Source organism: Thermotoga profunda AZM34c06, assembly GCF_000828675.1.
Lineage (GTDB): Bacteria > Thermotogota > Thermotogae > Thermotogales > DSM-5069 > Pseudothermotoga_B > Pseudothermotoga_B profunda.
The window spans coordinates 154,574-170,472 of sequence record NZ_AP014510.1 but is presented as its reverse complement, the minus strand read 5'-3'; the positions used below and the strand labels follow the sequence as shown (position 1 = coordinate 170,472).

Annotated in this window: 16 protein-coding genes; 12 read left to right on the top strand and 4 right to left on the bottom strand. The window is 39.9% G+C overall.

Translation table 11 applies throughout. From position 1 onward, the window contains the following. Nucleotides 1-46: 46 nt before the first annotated feature. Together pyk and pfkA are read right to left on the bottom strand one after the other, a co-directional pair. A complete protein-coding gene (gene pyk, locus TSP02S_RS00790; protein WP_041081152.1) occupies nt 47-1,465 on the bottom strand; it encodes a pyruvate kinase in 1,419 nt (472 codons plus the stop codon). A 10-nt stretch (nt 1,466-1,475) separates the two neighbouring features. Next, the gene (pfkA, locus tag TSP02S_RS00785; RefSeq protein ID WP_041081151.1) at nt 1,476-2,435 is read right to left on the bottom strand and encodes a 6-phosphofructokinase; all 960 of its coding nucleotides are present in this window, start codon (nt 2,433-2,435) and stop codon (nt 1,476-1,478) included. Nucleotides 2,436-2,496: 61 nt separating this feature from the next. On the opposite strand from pfkA, the gene TSP02S_RS00780 reads away from it, so the two are divergent. The 5 genes from TSP02S_RS00780 to gcvPB are packed head-to-tail and all read left to right on the top strand — an operon-like array spanning nt 2,497 to nt 6,935. Then, entirely contained in the window at nt 2,497-2,721 is a 225-nt protein-coding gene (locus TSP02S_RS00780; RefSeq protein ID WP_041083984.1) for a putative signal transducing protein, read from the top strand. Continuing rightward, entirely contained in the window at nt 2,699-3,787 is a 1,089-nt protein-coding gene (gene gcvT / locus TSP02S_RS00775) for a glycine cleavage system aminomethyltransferase GcvT (RefSeq protein WP_041081150.1), read from the top strand. The genes TSP02S_RS00780 and gcvT overlap by 23 nt, the downstream gene beginning before the upstream one ends. Nucleotides 3,788-3,799: 12 nt before the next feature. Beyond that, nucleotides 3,800-4,171 carry a glycine cleavage system protein GcvH gene (gene gcvH, locus TSP02S_RS00770; protein WP_041081149.1) on the top strand — a complete coding sequence of 124 codons (372 nt, stop codon included), beginning with the start codon at nt 3,800-3,802 and terminating at the stop codon, nt 4,169-4,171. Beyond that, nucleotides 4,171-5,502 (top strand): aminomethyl-transferring glycine dehydrogenase subunit GcvPA, encoded by a 1,332-nt coding sequence (gene gcvPA, locus TSP02S_RS00765; protein ID WP_082025832.1) that lies wholly within the window; start codon nt 4,171-4,173, stop codon nt 5,500-5,502. Before gcvH ends, gcvPA begins: the two co-directional genes overlap by 1 nt. Then, nucleotides 5,499-6,935 carry an aminomethyl-transferring glycine dehydrogenase subunit GcvPB gene (gcvPB, locus tag TSP02S_RS00760; protein ID WP_041081147.1) on the top strand — a complete coding sequence of 479 codons (1,437 nt, stop codon included), beginning with the start codon at nt 5,499-5,501 and terminating at the stop codon, nt 6,933-6,935. Before gcvPA ends, gcvPB begins: the two co-directional genes overlap by 4 nt. A 41-nt stretch (nt 6,936-6,976) precedes the next feature. Here the strand turns inward: gcvPB and TSP02S_RS10670 are convergent, their stop codons facing one another. After that, nucleotides 6,977-8,347: an LVIVD repeat-containing protein gene (locus TSP02S_RS10670; protein WP_052465242.1), complete on the bottom strand. Its 1,371-nt coding sequence runs from the start codon at nt 8,345-8,347 to the stop codon at nt 6,977-6,979. 77 nt (nt 8,348-8,424) lie between these two features. Here TSP02S_RS10670 and TSP02S_RS00750 point away from each other — a divergent pair, with 77 nt between their 5' ends. From TSP02S_RS00750 to TSP02S_RS00735, 4 genes are read left to right on the top strand one after another with little or no spacing between them, the layout of a single operon-like run. Further along, on the top strand, nt 8,425-9,090 hold the full coding sequence (locus tag TSP02S_RS00750) for an HAD family hydrolase (protein WP_332370262.1): 666 nt from the start codon (nt 8,425-8,427) through the stop codon (nt 9,088-9,090). Beyond that, a complete protein-coding gene (locus tag TSP02S_RS11080) occupies nt 9,068-9,802 on the top strand; it encodes a DUF4234 domain-containing protein (protein WP_041081145.1) in 735 nt (244 codons plus the stop codon). The genes TSP02S_RS00750 and TSP02S_RS11080 overlap by 23 nt, the downstream gene beginning before the upstream one ends. A 5-nt stretch (nt 9,803-9,807) precedes the next feature. After that, entirely contained in the window at nt 9,808-10,377 is a 570-nt protein-coding gene (locus tag TSP02S_RS00740) for a 5' nucleotidase, NT5C type (protein WP_232503726.1), read from the top strand. Nucleotides 10,378-10,384: 7 nt separating this feature from the next. Next, on the top strand, nt 10,385-11,065 hold the full coding sequence (locus TSP02S_RS00735) for an HAD family hydrolase (RefSeq protein WP_052465241.1): 681 nt from the start codon (nt 10,385-10,387) through the stop codon (nt 11,063-11,065). Nucleotides 11,066-11,198: 133 nt separating this feature from the next. Here the strand turns inward: TSP02S_RS00735 and pfp are convergent, their stop codons facing one another. After that, nucleotides 11,199-12,461: a diphosphate--fructose-6-phosphate 1-phosphotransferase gene (gene pfp / locus TSP02S_RS00730; RefSeq protein WP_041081143.1), complete on the bottom strand. Its 1,263-nt coding sequence runs from the start codon at nt 12,459-12,461 to the stop codon at nt 11,199-11,201. Between the two features lie 449 nt (nt 12,462-12,910). Between pfp and dapD the strand changes: the two genes are divergently transcribed. The 3 genes from dapD to TSP02S_RS00715 are packed head-to-tail and all read left to right on the top strand — an operon-like array spanning nt 12,911 to nt 15,895. Further along, nucleotides 12,911-13,675, top strand: a complete 765-nt coding sequence (dapD, locus tag TSP02S_RS00725) for a 2,3,4,5-tetrahydropyridine-2,6-dicarboxylate N-acetyltransferase (RefSeq protein ID WP_052465240.1) — start codon at nt 12,911-12,913, stop codon at nt 13,673-13,675. Then, nucleotides 13,672-14,853 (top strand): aspartate aminotransferase family protein, encoded by a 1,182-nt coding sequence (locus tag TSP02S_RS00720; protein ID WP_041081142.1) that lies wholly within the window; start codon nt 13,672-13,674, stop codon nt 14,851-14,853. Before dapD ends, TSP02S_RS00720 begins: the two co-directional genes overlap by 4 nt. Beyond that, on the top strand, nt 14,810-15,895 hold the full coding sequence (locus TSP02S_RS00715; protein ID WP_041081141.1) for a M20 metallopeptidase family protein: 1,086 nt from the start codon (nt 14,810-14,812) through the stop codon (nt 15,893-15,895). The genes TSP02S_RS00720 and TSP02S_RS00715 overlap by 44 nt, the downstream gene beginning before the upstream one ends. The last annotated feature ends 4 nt before the right edge of the window (nt 15,896-15,899 follow it).

The window sequence follows — 15,899 nt, the reverse complement described above, 5'->3', positions numbered from 1 at the left end:
AAAATAAAAGTGTCTGATCAGAAATCCGTTCCGTTTAAGATCACTCCTATTCCACCACATGAACCTTTAACATATTCGTTGTACCCACGACTCCGCATGGCGCACCAGAGGTTACAACAACGACATCGGAACTTTCTACATATCCAAGGGATTTGACTTTTTCAACTGCCACATGGATCATGATGTCTGTTGAATGGACCTCTGGAACGAGTATCGGTGTGACCCCCCACACAATTGAGAGTTGGTTGAATGTATCTTGATCCGGAGTCGTTGCGATGATTGGGCAGAGTGGTCTGAAATGAGCTACTCTTCTGGCTGTACTCCCGGAAGCAGTTGAGGTTATTATCGCCTTCGCTCCTATTTCTTCAGCAATATAACAGCAAGATTTTGCTATCGCTTCTGATGGATCTTCTGTTTTTTCAAAACCTCTTTCGAAGAAGATTGTTTTGACTTCTTTCAGATGTCCTTCAACACTCTCAATGATCTTGTTTGCCATTTCGACAACCTGTAGAGGATAATTTCCCACAGCTGTTTCTGATGTGAACAAAAGGGCATCAGCCGCATCAAAAATGGCACTGGCTACATCTATCACCTCTGCTCTTGTGGGGATTGGATTTTCGACCATTGATCCGAGGATCTGTGTTGCTATAATGACAGGTACTTTGTATTTAGCAGCCGTTTGTATGATTTTTTTCTGAACAACGGGTAGATCCTCAAGTGAGGTTTCTACTGCAAGATCTCCTCTTGCGATAATTATTCCGTCGCTATTTTCACAGATTTGATCAATGTCATCAATTGCCTTCTTAGTCTCTATCTTTGCAAGTATTCCAGCATTTGGGTCTATCGATTCGATCATTTTTCTTGCTTCTTTCACATCCTTTGAATTCTTGACAAATGACAGACAAAAGAAATTGACTCCTATTTTTCCACACTCGGTGATTATTCTTTTATCCTCTTCGGTCAACGCTGGAATTGATAGATCGGTCTCTGGTAGGTTTACACCATGATTTTGTTTAATAATTCCCGGAACTTCGACAATGCACTCTATTTTCTTGCCAGAAATCTTTGTTACTCTCAGTCTTATTTTTCCGTCGTCGATCAGTATGGGATCATCCACCTTTATTTCTTGTGCGAGTCTGGGATAGTCGATACTGATCAATCCCTTTGTGGAGATAGTTTTTTCTGTCGTTATTACCACCTTTTCACCGGCTAAGAGTTCGATGGAATCTTCTTTTTGTTCACCGGTTCTCAATTTAGAACCTGGAAGATCCACGATAATTGCCAAGGGTATATTCATATCATCTCTGATTTCTTTTATAAGATTTATGATCTTTTTGAGTTTTTCCGTGTCATAGTGAACGGCACTGAGTCTGATGCCATTCACACCAATTTGCATCAATTGTTTTATTGTTTCAAGTTCTTCTGTTTTTGGACCGATTGTGCATATTATCTTTGATTTTCGCATCCTTCTCACCTTAAGAGAGAAGATGTGCCAATTGATAGAGATTCATATCGAGTGGTTTCTTCTCTTTGAGTACTTCTTCTATTGGTACAGTTACAACCCTACCAAGCTGTAACGCTGTCATCACACAATTCTTTTTCTCCATAAGTGCCTTCACAGCTTCTGCGCCCATTCGAGTTGCTAAGATTCTATCGAATGCCGTTGGACTTCCTCCGCGTTGTATATGACCGAGTATCGATACCCGTGTCTCGTATCCGATTCTGTTTTCAAGGTTTTTTGCCACGTGGAATGCTCCTCCAGCGCCTTCTGCAACTACTATGATACAGTTTATTTTTCCCCTTTTTCTTTCTTCAAACAATCTCGCAGATAATTTCTCCCAATCGATTGGAATCTCAGGTACGATTGCAGCCTCTGCTCCAGTTGCAAGTGCGGCACAGAGTGCGATATAGCCAGATGATCTTCCCATCACTTCAACTATAAATGCTCGCTCGTGTGAAGTTGCAGTGTCTTTTAGTTTTTGAATGGCTTCAACAACGGTGTTCAAGCATGTATCTACACCAACACACATATCGGTAAGTGATATGTCATTATCTATGGTTCCTGGTATACCAACAACGGGTATTTTGTGCTCCTCGTACAGGAGTTTTGCACCCGTTAAACTTCCTTCACCACCTATGACAACAAGTCCTTCTATACCAGCACTTCTCAGTTGTTCTGCTGCCTTTGCTCTACCTTCTTTTGTGTAAAATTCTCCACATCTACTCGTTCTGAGAATAGTTCCGCCTCTCTCCATGATCCCTGCTACATTGGGAAAATTCATCTCTCTGAATGCACCATCTATCAACCCACAATATCCTCTTTCTATGCCAATGACTCTCAGGTTGTTTCTTACTCCAAATCTCACAACAGCTCTGATGGCTGCATTCATACCGGGTGAATCTCCACCACTGGTGAGTACACCTATGGTTTTCATTTCTAACACCTCCTGGTGTAAAATCAATACTGGATTGATTATACAACAGGGGGAATTTATCTTGTGGAAGGTATTGATACAAGAGATAGATCTAACAACAGCTAATATTATAAAATCTCTACTGCAAGACAATGGTATAGAAGTTCTGATCAAACCCGGCAGCTTTGACCCGGTCATCTTTGGTCAGGGTGGCTTGGTTCAAATAATGGTAATGCAAGATGATTTGGAAAAAGCTCAAGAAATTATAAAGGAGGCGCTTGGAGATGAAGAGAACCCCTCTTTATGAAAATCACATCGTTTTGAATGCAAAGATGGTTGATTTTGCAGGTTGGGAAATGCCTATTCAATACGAGAGTATCACCAATGAAGTGATGAGTGTAAGAAAAAATATAGGAATTTTCGATGTTTCTCACATGGGTGAAATACTCATCGAGGGTGATGACACGGCAAAGTTCGTCGATTATCTACTCACAAACTCTTTTGGATCTATGAAAATTGGTCAGGTAATGTACACAACTATGTGCAATGAAAAAGGTGGAATCATCGATGATCTACTTACTTACAGATTAGGTGAAAATCGAGCGATGCTCGTTGTGAATGCCGCTAACACACAAAAAGATTTCAATTGGATTGTCGAAAAATCAGCAACTTTTAACGTGAAGGTTTCTGATCTTTCAATGGATTATGGACTCATAGCTGTTCAAGGTCCAACAAGTGAAGAATTTCTAAGAAGGTTTGCGCCAGATGTCATCAATTTGTCTTATTACACCTTTGCCAGTTACACCATCTTTGGCAAGTATTGCATCATTTCCAGGACGGGTTATACTGGTGAAGATGGTTTTGAGATCTACTGTAAATGGAACGATACGCCATTTATATGGGAAGAACTTCTTACACGCGGAGAAAATTTTAGTGTTAAACCGGCCGGACTTGGAGCTCGTGATGTCTGCAGACTTGAAGCTTCCTATATGCTTTATGGTAATGACATGGATGAAAATACAACACCTTTGGAAGCAGGTCTTTCATGGGTTGTGAAGTTTGAAAAAGATTTCATAGGTAAAGAAAATCTTTTGAAGCAAAAAGAAGAAGGTTTGAAAAAAAGGATTAGGGGACTTGAAATTTTGGACAAGAAAATTGCAAGACATGGTATGGAGATTTTCAAAAATGGAGAAAAAGTTGGTGTGATAACCAGTGGCACTTTCTCACCAACCCTTGGCAAATCGATCGCATTGGCTATGCTGGATAGTCAACTGAAGATTTCAGACGAAGTTGAAGTTGATATAAGGGGTACAAGAGTAAAGGCAAGGATCGTCAAATTGCCATTTTATAGAGGTTCGGTCAAAATTTCATAGGAGGTGTGAATGATGAAGAAATATGCAAAGACACATGAGTGGGTAAAAGTCGATGGAAAAATTGCAACAGTAGGGATAACGAACTTCGCTCAAGACAAACTTGGTGATGTAGTTTATGTCGATCTACCCCAAGTAGGTAAAGAAGTAAAAAAAGGTACTGCATTCATGAGCATTGAATCTGTCAAAGCAGCGAGCGATATCTACGCACCGGTGAGCGGTAAAGTAGTCCAAGTGAACACAAAACTCAATGACCAACCAGAGCTTGTGAATAAAGATCCAGAAGGTGAGGGCTGGCTTGTCAAAATCGAGATGGTTAATCAAGCAGAGCTCAACGACCTTCTTGATGAGGAGGCTTACAAGAAACTCTGCGAGGAGGAAGGATGATGCACCCTTATATTCCTCATACAGATGAAGAAATTAAACAGATGTTACACACAATAGGTGTGCAACATCTCGATGATTTGTACAAAGATGTCCCAGTAACCATAAAAGATCTAAGGATTCCAGAAGGGCTCGACGAATTCACTGTTGTTTCTTTGTTGAAATCTCTCGCAGATAAAAACAAAGTCATAGAAAAATCAAAAATATTCATGGGCGCAGGCATATATGCTCATTACATTCCCCAGGTTGTGAAAGCTTTGGCTTCAAGACCTGAATTTGTAACCGCATATACACCTTACCAAGCAGAGGTTTCTCAGGGAACCCTTCAAGCCTTGTTTGAATATCAGACGATGATTTGTGAATTAACGGGTATGGAAGTCGCAAATTCTTCGATGTATGATGGGGCATCTGCTCTCGCTGAAGCTATTTTGATGGCTCACAGAATAAATGGAAAACATAAAATTCTCATGAGCAAAGCCGTCCACCCTGAATATGTCCAAACCAGCCACACTTATGCATCTGCACAGAAACTTTCCTTTAAGCAAATACCGCTTGATAATTTTGGTAGAACAGATCTTCAAATACTTAAGGAATCTATTGATGAAAACACCTGCGCCGTTGTGATTCAATATCCAAATTTTTTTGGAGTGATAGAAGACCTCAAAGCAATAAAAGAGAACATCAAAGATGCTGTTTTTATTGTCGTTGTAGAACCTTTTGCATTGTCGGTACTTGAATCACCGGCAACCTTTGGCGCAGATATCGTTGTTGGTGATGGACAGCCTCTCGGTATTCCCATGAATTATGGAGGACCTACGGTGGGATTTTTAGCTACACTCGAAAAACATGTTCGCAAGATGCCTGGTAGGTTAATAGGTGAGACGAAAGACATCGAAGGAAACACTGGTTATGTGATGATCCTTCAAACAAGAGAGCAGCATATTAGAAGAGAAAAGGCAACCTCGAATATCTGCACCAATCATGCTTTGATGGCTGTTACCAATGCTATATTCATGAGCACAATGGGTCCGGATGGTTTGAGGGAAGTCGCAAAGAGGAGTTATTCAAATGCCCATTATCTTGCGGACAGGATGAAAGAAAAAGGCTTCAATCTGTTATTTGATGGGCCGTTCTTCAATGAATTCGCTGTGAGATTCACAAGAGACTATGATTCAAAATGGAGAAAGATCTTTGAACGTGGTGTACTTGGACCGCTTCCGTTGGGTTGGTATTTTGAAGAATACAGAGACTGTGGTCTTGCTTGTGCAACGGAAGTAAATACAAAACAAAGTATCGACGAATTTGTGGAACTCTTGGGATGTGATGAGTTATGACAGTATTTGAAAAATCAACAACGGGTAGAATGGGCTTTAGATTACCCAAATCAGATGTCAAAGAAAGAGAATATGATTTTCCAACTCATTTGACAAGACAAAAGCCATTGAATCTCCCAGAACTCTCTGAACCAGATGTGGTCAGGCATTATACAGAATTAGCAGGTAAGAACTATTCAGTCGATAAGGGATTTTATCCACTCGGTTCGTGTACCATGAAATACAACCCAAAAGTAAATGAATATACAGCGTCCTTGGAAGGTTTTACAGAAATACATCCCTATCAACCATGGGAATTCACACAAGGATCTCTCAAACTGATGTTTGAGCTCAAGGAAGCCCTGTGTGAAATCACAGGGATGGATGATATGACACTTCAACCAGCTGCTGGTGCTCACGGAGAGCTCACAGGTATGTTGATCGCAAGGGCATATCACCTGTCCAGAAATGATACAAAAAGACACATAGCACTCGTTCCCGATTCGGCTCACGGAACAAACCCTGCTTCAGCGGCAATGGCAGGATTTGATGTGATAGAACTCAAATCAACTGAAGATGGTTTGGTTGATCTTGAAGAACTGAAAAGATATTTGAACGAAGAAGTAGCCGTTTTGATGTTGACAAATCCCAATACGTTGGGTTTATTTGAAAAAGACATCATAAAAATCGCACAGATGGTTCACGATGTTGGAGCATTGCTCTACTATGATGGTGCAAATCTCAACGCCATAATGGGTAGAGTGAGACCTGGCGATACCGGTTTTGATATAGTGCATCTGAATCTCCACAAAACCTTTTCTGCGCCGCATGGAATGGGTGGCCCTGGTAGTGGACCCGTTGGAGTTAAAAAGTTCTTAGCAGAGTTTTTGCCAATACCTGTTATTCGAAAAGAAAATGAGACCTACTATCCAGATTTCAATTTGCCCAAGAGCATAGGAAGAACAAGGAGTTTCTATGGAAACTTCTCTGTACTGGTCAAGGCATACACCTATATACTAATAATGGGCAAAGACGGACTTACTCACGCTTCTCGAATGGCTGTTTTAAACGCAAATTATCTGAGGGCACTGATCTCAAGATTTCTAAAAATTGCCTCCCCAAGAGTTTGTATGCACGAATTTGTTGTCGATGGTAGCGATTTTGTCAAGCAAACAAATGTGAAGATCTTGGATGTTGCAAAAAGATTACTCGACTATGGTGTTCACGCACCAACTGTTTATTTTCCACTAATAGTTCACGAGGACATGATGATAGAACCGACTGAAACAGAGAGTAAAGATACCCTGGATAGGTTTGCAAAAATTTTAGAGGCGATAATCGAAGAGTCAAAAACAAACCCAGAACTTGTAAAGAATGCTCCATATAAAACTCCTGTAAGAAGACTCGACGATGTCACAGCAACCAAGAAACCTATCTACAGATGGAAAAAATAACTCACTCTCGATCAAAAAAGGGGGGCTCAAAGCCCCCTTTTTTATTGTTGAGGTGCAGAGATTCTGTAAAGTGGTGAGACAAATGCTACCTCTGTTATTAGTTCTGGCACATCATCCACATCAAAAACATATAAACCATCATTTGCTGAAACGTATGCATATAAACCATTTGTGTATGCTCTAACTATTACGTCTCTTGCATAACTTGTCTCTTCCCATTGATCAGACGTAGCTATTTCGGTTTCTTCTAAGTTGTTTAAAAGATCAGCAAAATTAAAGCTGACAATTCCACCGCTTCCCGCAGCCACGAAGATTCTATCGCCATGGGTTGTTATTCCAGCAAAGTCTTCTGAAAGTTTTCCAAGTTCGACGCTCGTTGCATAAGGTGTCAGATCGTCGTATGCCTCCAGATATAACGATCTTGAATCCTCTCCAACTAATAACACATACCCATCTTTTAAAGCCATGTCCAATGGTGAATAATTCAGATTAACCTTTCCTTGGAAATTCAAGCTGCCATCTGTACCAAGTTTTAATTTGACGAGTGTAGGTTGATTATTCTGAAAACCAGCCAGATAGATCATGTTGTTTGAACCAATCGCTATCGCGTTGGTGGATTTCAAACCACTGTATGAGGTACTCGATTTTGTGCTAATGTTATAAGCAAAGACTCTATCATCATTTGCGACGATCAGATAATTCGATTGACTAAAGGTACCAGCCTCAATTCTCTTTGCATTGGCAGGATAACTACCAAATGACGAGATGACATAGGTTTGTGGATCTTTGCCAGACAGGTATTCTGCTAAGTTTGCACATACTATATTTTCGGAGGAATCGATCACGTAAGCCCATTCACCAAAAACAACGACTTCTTTTATACTCGAAATCTGCTGTTTAAATGACTCTGGGTAATCGATATCATTGTACCTTGTGACATCATAAATCAAAAGCCCATTCGATGCACCTGCAACGTACAGATAATCCCACACGTTTACAGGTTTGGTGAATTTTGAAATAGAAAATTTGTATACATCACTTGGTGTGCTCGCGTTTTTAGAATCTTTTGCGATGATTTTCCATTGATAACTCTTACCAGGTTCTAAACTTATCGAATATTGGGTGTCACTGATTCCTCCTTTGTAAAGGGAAAGACTTTGACCTTCTTCGGAGAGATAAAGATCATAGGTCAACGTATCTTGATCTGGATCTGTACAACTCCATTTGAAGGTCACATAGACTGTACTCAATGTATCGCCGTTCGCGGGTCCAATCAATGTTGGTTTGTTAGGTGCTCTATTAGTCGACGTTTGACCCCCGCCTCCGAACCAGTCACCTATTCCAGCACAACCCTGAAGGAGCATCATTACCAACAGAAAAATCGTTGGCAAAATATACCATCTGTTCTTCATTTTTTAACCCCCTTTTGGCACAATTTATCAATAACTGATAAAATTGTACCACAGGTAGTTATTCCAAAGAAAGGAGAATGTGGGTGAAGGCGCTTTTATTGGACTATGATGGAACACTTGCATTGGTTGATGAGAATGAGTTTACCCAAAAATATTTTCAAAAACTCAAGAATTTCGTTTATGAAAACTATTCTTTGACGATTTCAAGTAAAGATATTCTTGAATGTGTTGAACATATAACCAAGGTTGCCGATGGAAAGAAAAATAACTACGAAAGATTTCTATCCTGTTTTTCAAAAAAATATGATTTTTCTGCTGATTGGAAAAATATCTTTGATGAGTTTTATCAAAGTGAGTTCTTTGACAGCCTAAAAGTTCTAATAAAACCAAATCTTCGTGCTTTAGAACTTTTGAAAGAATTCAAACAGAGCGGTCATAAAGTCGTACTCGCCACAAATCCTGTCTTTCCAAAGATAGCCGTGATAAAAAGGATGAGCTGGATAGATCTTGGAGAATCGGATTTTGATCTAATAACACACATGGAAAATTTCCATTTTTGCAAACCAGATCCGAGGTATTTTCTACAAATATGCTCTATAATCGATGTGAAACCAAGCGAATGTCTCATGATTGGGAATGATGATCTGTTTGACAGGAGTTGTGAAAAAGTTGGTATGAAGTATCTATCGGTTGAGAAGATTATCACAGGGGGTGAGCTGGATGGTTCCAACCTTGTTGAGTGAGAGGAAGGTTAACAGTAGTTTTGCAGTCTTGGCTGTGGTTTTTTCAATTATCGCAGGTTTTGTAGGAATGATAGGCGCTGCCAATGTTCTGAGGGGTATGTTTGAAGGTATCTTTAATGGAGGTTTTGGTCATGGATATGGTTACGCGAGGATGTTTGGAGGTATGTTTATAACATTGATCTCCGGTCTTCTTGGTATATTAGCAGCCATCTTTACTCTGATAGTGTTGAATCAATGGAGCAACACTTTGAATGAAAACATCCAAAATACGAAAGTTTTGCTTAGTTATCTCAAGCAAAAAGTCGATGCCGATAAGCAGATCAACTTGAGTGTTCTTGAAGGACATCTCTCTGCGTTGAATCTGAACATCTGGGCTTATTGGGTTTACATGGCTTTCTACATCATTTCCTTCATTGTGCCAATGGCTTCTTTTGTCTTTGCAATTTTAGCAGTTGTATTTTTGTCGATATATTTACAAAGCGTCTTCACCGTTGCAAAAAGATTGGAAGAGATTAAGAACGCCATGTATCCCATGTTGGGTATCTCTTCACCTATGTTGAGCTATATAAAACAGAGGAATGTTGGGATCTTCATTCTCTTGGTGATCGTGACTATAGGCATTTATTGGTGGTATCTTTTGATAAAACTTTCCGACGAGATCAACCAATACATCGACGCAGATCAAAAACTCAGGCAGGTGATCAATTTCTGAGAGTAATGATAGATGTCGATGATGTACTCACCAATTTCAACAAGGCATTTTTGGAATTGAGTCATCGGCTTTTTGGGACTCCGTTAGATGTTCAGATAACAGTGTGGGATTTCTACAAATGTGTTCCTGGATTGAGTTATGAAATGGAACAGATTGTGTGGGAAAAAATCAAGGAAACAGAGAATTTCTACGAAACGCTTCCTGCCTATGCATCGCAGGAAGATTTATTGATGTTAAAAGATTTTATTCAGAAAACCGACTATGAGGTCTTTTTTATCACCTCTCGCTTTCCCACAAGAGGTAGAACAGTCGAGGAACAAACCGTTCTTTGGATAGAAAGATATGTGGGTATTAAACCAAGAGTTTTTGTCACGTCCAAAAAAGGGATATTTTGCAGGGAACTTAAAATCGATCTTGCTCTCGATGATGCTCCTCATCACATAGAAGATCTAATGAATCATGGCATCTCAGCGGTGGTGATGGACTGGTCTTACAACAGACATATTACAAATCTTCCGCGCGTTAAGACCCTTGGAGAATTCATCAAGTTGATCGATCCGAGTTTTAGTAGGTGATCATGTGGTGGATGCAATTATTTTTGATATGGACGGTGTCTTGATTGAGACTGAGAGTATATACAGAGAAACATTCAAGGAAATCCTTTCACAGTATAATGTGCCATTCTCAGATGATTTTTTCCTTCAATTAACTGGAACCACGCTTGAAAAAGGTGGTGCAGAAAAGATCATAAGGGAATTCAACCTACCTTTAAATGAAAAACAGTTCATAGAGAAAATCTACGAGGTTTTTGACAGATTTTCACAACAATTGCAACCAAGAGAAGGAGTTATGGAAACTATAAAAGCTCTCAAAATGTTGAACAAGAAAGTAGCCGTTGCCACATCAACGGTGAAAAATGCAGCACTGAAAAGACTTCAAAGGACTGGTTTAATAGATTTTTTTGATGTTATGATCTTTGGTGATGAAGTACTCAAGAGTAAACCAGACCCCGAGATATATCTCCATACCTTGAAAAAATTAGGAGTTGAAGGATCTCGAGTGGTTGTATTTGAAGATTCAGTCAATGGCATCAGATCAGCTATTAATGCTGGAATTGTAGTTGTTTTTGGCGTGTTGCATGATCGCAATCATCCCCAGTCTTTGATCGAAGCAGGTGCCAAATACGTACAAAAACCACCAGAGATTTTCTCTTTTTTCTTGCAGAAGATATTGCACTTCCAAAGAGATGAGTTATACTCTTAGGTAAGATGGGGGGTGTGAAGATGCCTTGTGGAAAGAATCCTGAACCAAAGAAACCCGAAGAAAAACCAAAGGAAACGAAAAAAGAAAAGCCAAAGAAATGACAAAATCCCCCGGTAAAGCCCGGGGGATTTGCTCATATTTCTGTAACCCATGAAAATCTTTTGAGGAACTCTTCAACATTCATCTTTGCTGCATTTGCCAGTTTTGAGAGCATAGTGGTATCTTGTAAATCTTTTTTGGTGAGCCTTATCATATAACCACGAGCAACGCGGTAGTGTTCTGAGTTGATATCTACCATTCGCACCTTTGTCCTGCCGGTTGCTGGATCGATGAGTTCTTCAAAAGGTAATATTCTGATTCTTCCATTTTCAACACAGATCATGCCACCAGATAGGTGTTTTTCAAAATCTCCGAGTAAGAATCTCACGGCACCGTATCCAAGGGTTCTGGTGTAATCGATGTCAAATGGAATTGGTCTTGCGCACCTTAACTCATAACCCAATGTGACGTCTATGATGTTGATCTTTTCTCCCCTTTGAGCAAAACGTTTCTGAATTTCACGTTTTAATATGGTAGCCAAAGGTATCTCACTCAGTCTTATGTGTCCATGTGGGTCTCGCTCAACTGTCACACCAGGGATATTCGCCAATTCTTGTGGATCTATCATCTCTCCTATACCCTCGGCTATTATCGCAAGACCATCGTTTCTTCCAAGCACACGTCTTTTGAGTATTGTCGTCTCAAGTACATCACAAACTTCCGAGAGTGTTATTTTTTCCTTTCTGAACTCTTCACCAATAATAGTTAAAGCCGCACTCGCAGATTTTCCTATTCCCAAAGCCAGATGTCCTGCTTTTCTACCCATTGCAACGACGAAATACCACCTGTTTGTTGTTCTTGAGTCCTGCATCAGATTGTACACAAGTTCGGTTCCAAGGTGGCGTGCGGTTTCAAACCCAAATGTTGGCATACCACCAGGTAAAGGTAGATCGTTATCGATTGTCTTTGGAACATGTGCGACACGGATCGTACCTCCGCTTACCTTTGATACGGCGGAAGCCGAAAAGGCGGTATCGTCTCCACCAATGGTTACCAAATAACTGATCTTGAGATCTTTAAGGCTTTTCAAAACATTTTGAAGATCTTCGGTTTTCTTGGTTGGATTTGCCCTTGAAGTTCTCAGGATCGATCCACCTTCGATGTGAATGCGAGAAACATCTGAAATATTAAGTGGGCGGATCATATCAGTTCGACCTTTCATCAAATGCTCAAAGCCATCGTAGATTCCTATTACCTCCAGATCGTTATTGACTGCCTCAATAGTGACAGCATTTATAACGCTGTTGATACCAGGTGCAGGGCCTCCACCGACAAGTATCGCAACTCTTTCAGCCATTTGTACACACCCCTTCACATGAGTTTATCTGACTAATTATAACCTATCTCTGGTTTACGTTAACTATAGTGATGATGAAAACTGGCATTTCTTTATTAATTTGTGTTGATATTCAAATGAAAATCGAAGAGAAGAGTTTTGCGTTAACAATTTCTTCAATGATTTTTTTCTATATCTTCAATCACAGATGGGTGATCAAGATAGTATGATATTGCCAAAAGGAAGGAGAGTTTTCCAAATATGGTAAAAGATCTTGTTGAACAAATTTCTATACAAATGAAGAATGCTAAGAAGTGCAACCGCCCGGTGGTCACACAAGGCGGTGTGCATGCGTTGTAGCACACAGGCTTAAGGGAAAAAGATCACCGGGCTACCAAAAAGGTAGCCCGGTTTTCTTTTTATAAGGGATTTTTTAGAAAAGATTTTACTCTTCAAAAGGGGGTATTTGGATGACAGAGGTTCAGGTTGAAAGTGAAAATTTTACACAAAACTTGACAACCAACGCAATTATCGAGTTGATCAGCAAATCTAAGAAAAAAACCCCAGTTACTGCTTACGTGAAAGGAGACTTTAGAAAGGTTGATCTTGGTAATCTCCATTTTTTTGGAACTCAGAATTTTGGAATAATCGTTGGTGAATATGAAGAACTCAAAAAATTTATTCAGGAAAACCAACACAGAATCCAGGATATTCACATCGAAGTGCACGCAAGAAATTCCGCACTTCCTCTGGCAGATCTTACAAAATACAATGCACGGATTGAACCAGGAGCAATTATCCGAGATCTTGTGCAAATCGGCGATGGCGCAGTTATCATGATGGGTGCTGTCATAAATATCGGTGCAATTATAGGTGAAAAAACAATGATTGACATGAACACTGTAATTGGTGGGAGGGCGATCATCGGGAAAAATTGCCATATCGGTGCTGGTGCAGTAATAGCAGGAGTTATAGAACCACCGAGTGCAAAACCTGTAGTCATCGAAGATGATGTCGTGGTTGGTGCAAATGCAGTCGTTTTAGAGGGAGTCACAGTGGGTAGAGGTGCAGTTGTTGCAGCCGGTGCAGTTGTCATCAACGATGTAGAACCGTTCACGGTTGTCGCAGGCATCCCAGCAAGATTCATCAAAAAGGTTGATGAAAAGACTAAGGAAAAAACCAAAATCGTAGAAGCTCTTAGAAGTTTGCCGACAGAACGGGGGGTATTCTTGTGAATCACTTATGTGGTGTTTACAAACCTTTTGATTTGCAGATCGATCATGCACAGGGTATATATATTTATACAAAAGATGGGAAGAAATTCATTGATACGTTTTCTGGTATAGGTGTTTTGGCTTTTGGTCATTGTGATAGAGATATTGAGAATGCGATGATCCAAAAGATGAAGCGGTACACTCATATCTCCAATTTTTTTCTTGATGAAGACACTGAGACCGTGGCAATGAATCTAATCCAAAGAACAAGACGTCAAGGAAAGGTTTTCTTTTCAAACTCTGGAGCAGAAGCAAATGAAGCGGCATTGAAAGCCATAAAAAAATTGAAGAAAGGTACAATTATTGCATTCGAACAAGATTTTCATGGCAGGACTCTTGGATCTCTTTCAATAACAGGATTTCCAAATCTTAGGGAACCATTCACTCCACTCTTGCCAGATATAGTTTTTCTGCCACATAACAATCCAGAACTGTTCAGACAATTTGTGGAACAAAACCAAATAGCAGGTGTATTTGTCGAAAGCCTTCTTGGTACTGGAGGTTTAAAATCGATCTCAAATAACATGGCAAGAACTATTATGGAAATGAAAGAGAAGAAAGGTTTTCTACTCGTTGCCGATGAAGTTCAATCTGGACTTGGTAGGACTGGTAGATTTTTCTGTTATGAACACTTTGGATTGAAACCAGATATCATCACTGTTGCAAAAGCACTTGGAGGAGGGCTCCCACTTGGAGCAACGATCTTTTTGGACGAGATAATGGATGTCTTTAAGTATTCAGAACACGGTTCAACATTTGCACCAAATCCAGTTGCTTTGGCAGGTGCCAGTGTTGTACTGAAAAAAATCGATGATACATTGATCTCTCAAGTAAGACAAAAGGGTGAATACCTGAAAAATGAACTCAAATTCATAAATAATGGACTGGTAAAGGAGGTCAGGGGGCTTGGTTTAATGATTGGTGTCGAAGTGAGTGTTGATCCAGAAAGACTGAAGCAGGTGGCTTTCAAAAATGGACTTTTGTTGAATATAGTTAATCGGAATGTTGTGCGTTTCTTACCACCGTTGAATATTGATTATAAAGAGATAGACATGATAGTAGAATTGTTTGAAAATAGCATTAAGGAGGTTGACTTTGAACGAAATAGAATTGAGACATCTTTTGCATCAAAAGCCTGAGCTCGCTTTTAATGAGTACGAAACGCAAAAAATCTTAGTTGATTACATTGAGCAATTAGGTTATAAAGACGTAAGAAAAATAGGGACGGGTATCGTTGTCGTAAAAAAGACCTCGCAAGGCCCATTTGTACTACTTCGCGCCGAAATGGATGGCCTACCGATCGTTGAGAAAACTAATTGTACCTTTCAATCACAGAACAATTTTATGCATGCATGTGGTCATGATTTTCACATGGCATCTGTTTGTTGGGCGATGCGCAAAGTGATTGAGAATGATTTGAAAGGTAATTACATTTTTGTATTTCAACCTGCAGAAGAATCAGGTGCTGGTGCTATTCAAATCTTGGATTATCTCAAAAAAGAGAATATGGAAATATCTGCAGCAATTGCGATGCATGTGACCGATGAATACGAAGCTGGGACGATCGCATCTCGAGTGGGCGTACTCTTTAGTGCATCATGCGAAGTAGATGTCGTCTTTAAAGGTGTTGCCGCTCACGCTGCATTTCATAAAGAAGGTAGAGATGCGATCAGATCGTGTGTAGATTTTCTACAAAAGATATACCAAACAAATTGGACAGATGACTTAGTCTGGTTTGGTAGATTAGAAGCTGGATCTGCAAGAAATATAGTTGCAGATAGGGCCTTAGTACAGGGAACGGTTAGATCCAAAGATCTAAAATCTGTTGAAAACAGATTGATTCAGATCAAACAGATTGCACAAGAGTCTTGTGAAGTTTCTGGAGCAACTTGCGAATTGATCAAGGGATCTGTCTACAGACAGGTTGAAGTTGAAGAAAATCTCTATTGGTTGCTGAGAAAAATAGCTGTAAGAAAGGATATGAAGTTCATTGAATCTCCCATCAAGTTGACTGCTGAAGATTTTGGATATTTTTCTGGGCATTTTCCAACGCTTATGTATTGGTTTGGTACGAAAAAAGAAAGATCTTATGGCCTGCACAGCCCTTGGTTTTTGCCTTCAGATGAGTTAATTGAAGTGGCAGGTGAACTTTTTTTCGAAATTCTTGAACAATTGAGTTGATTTG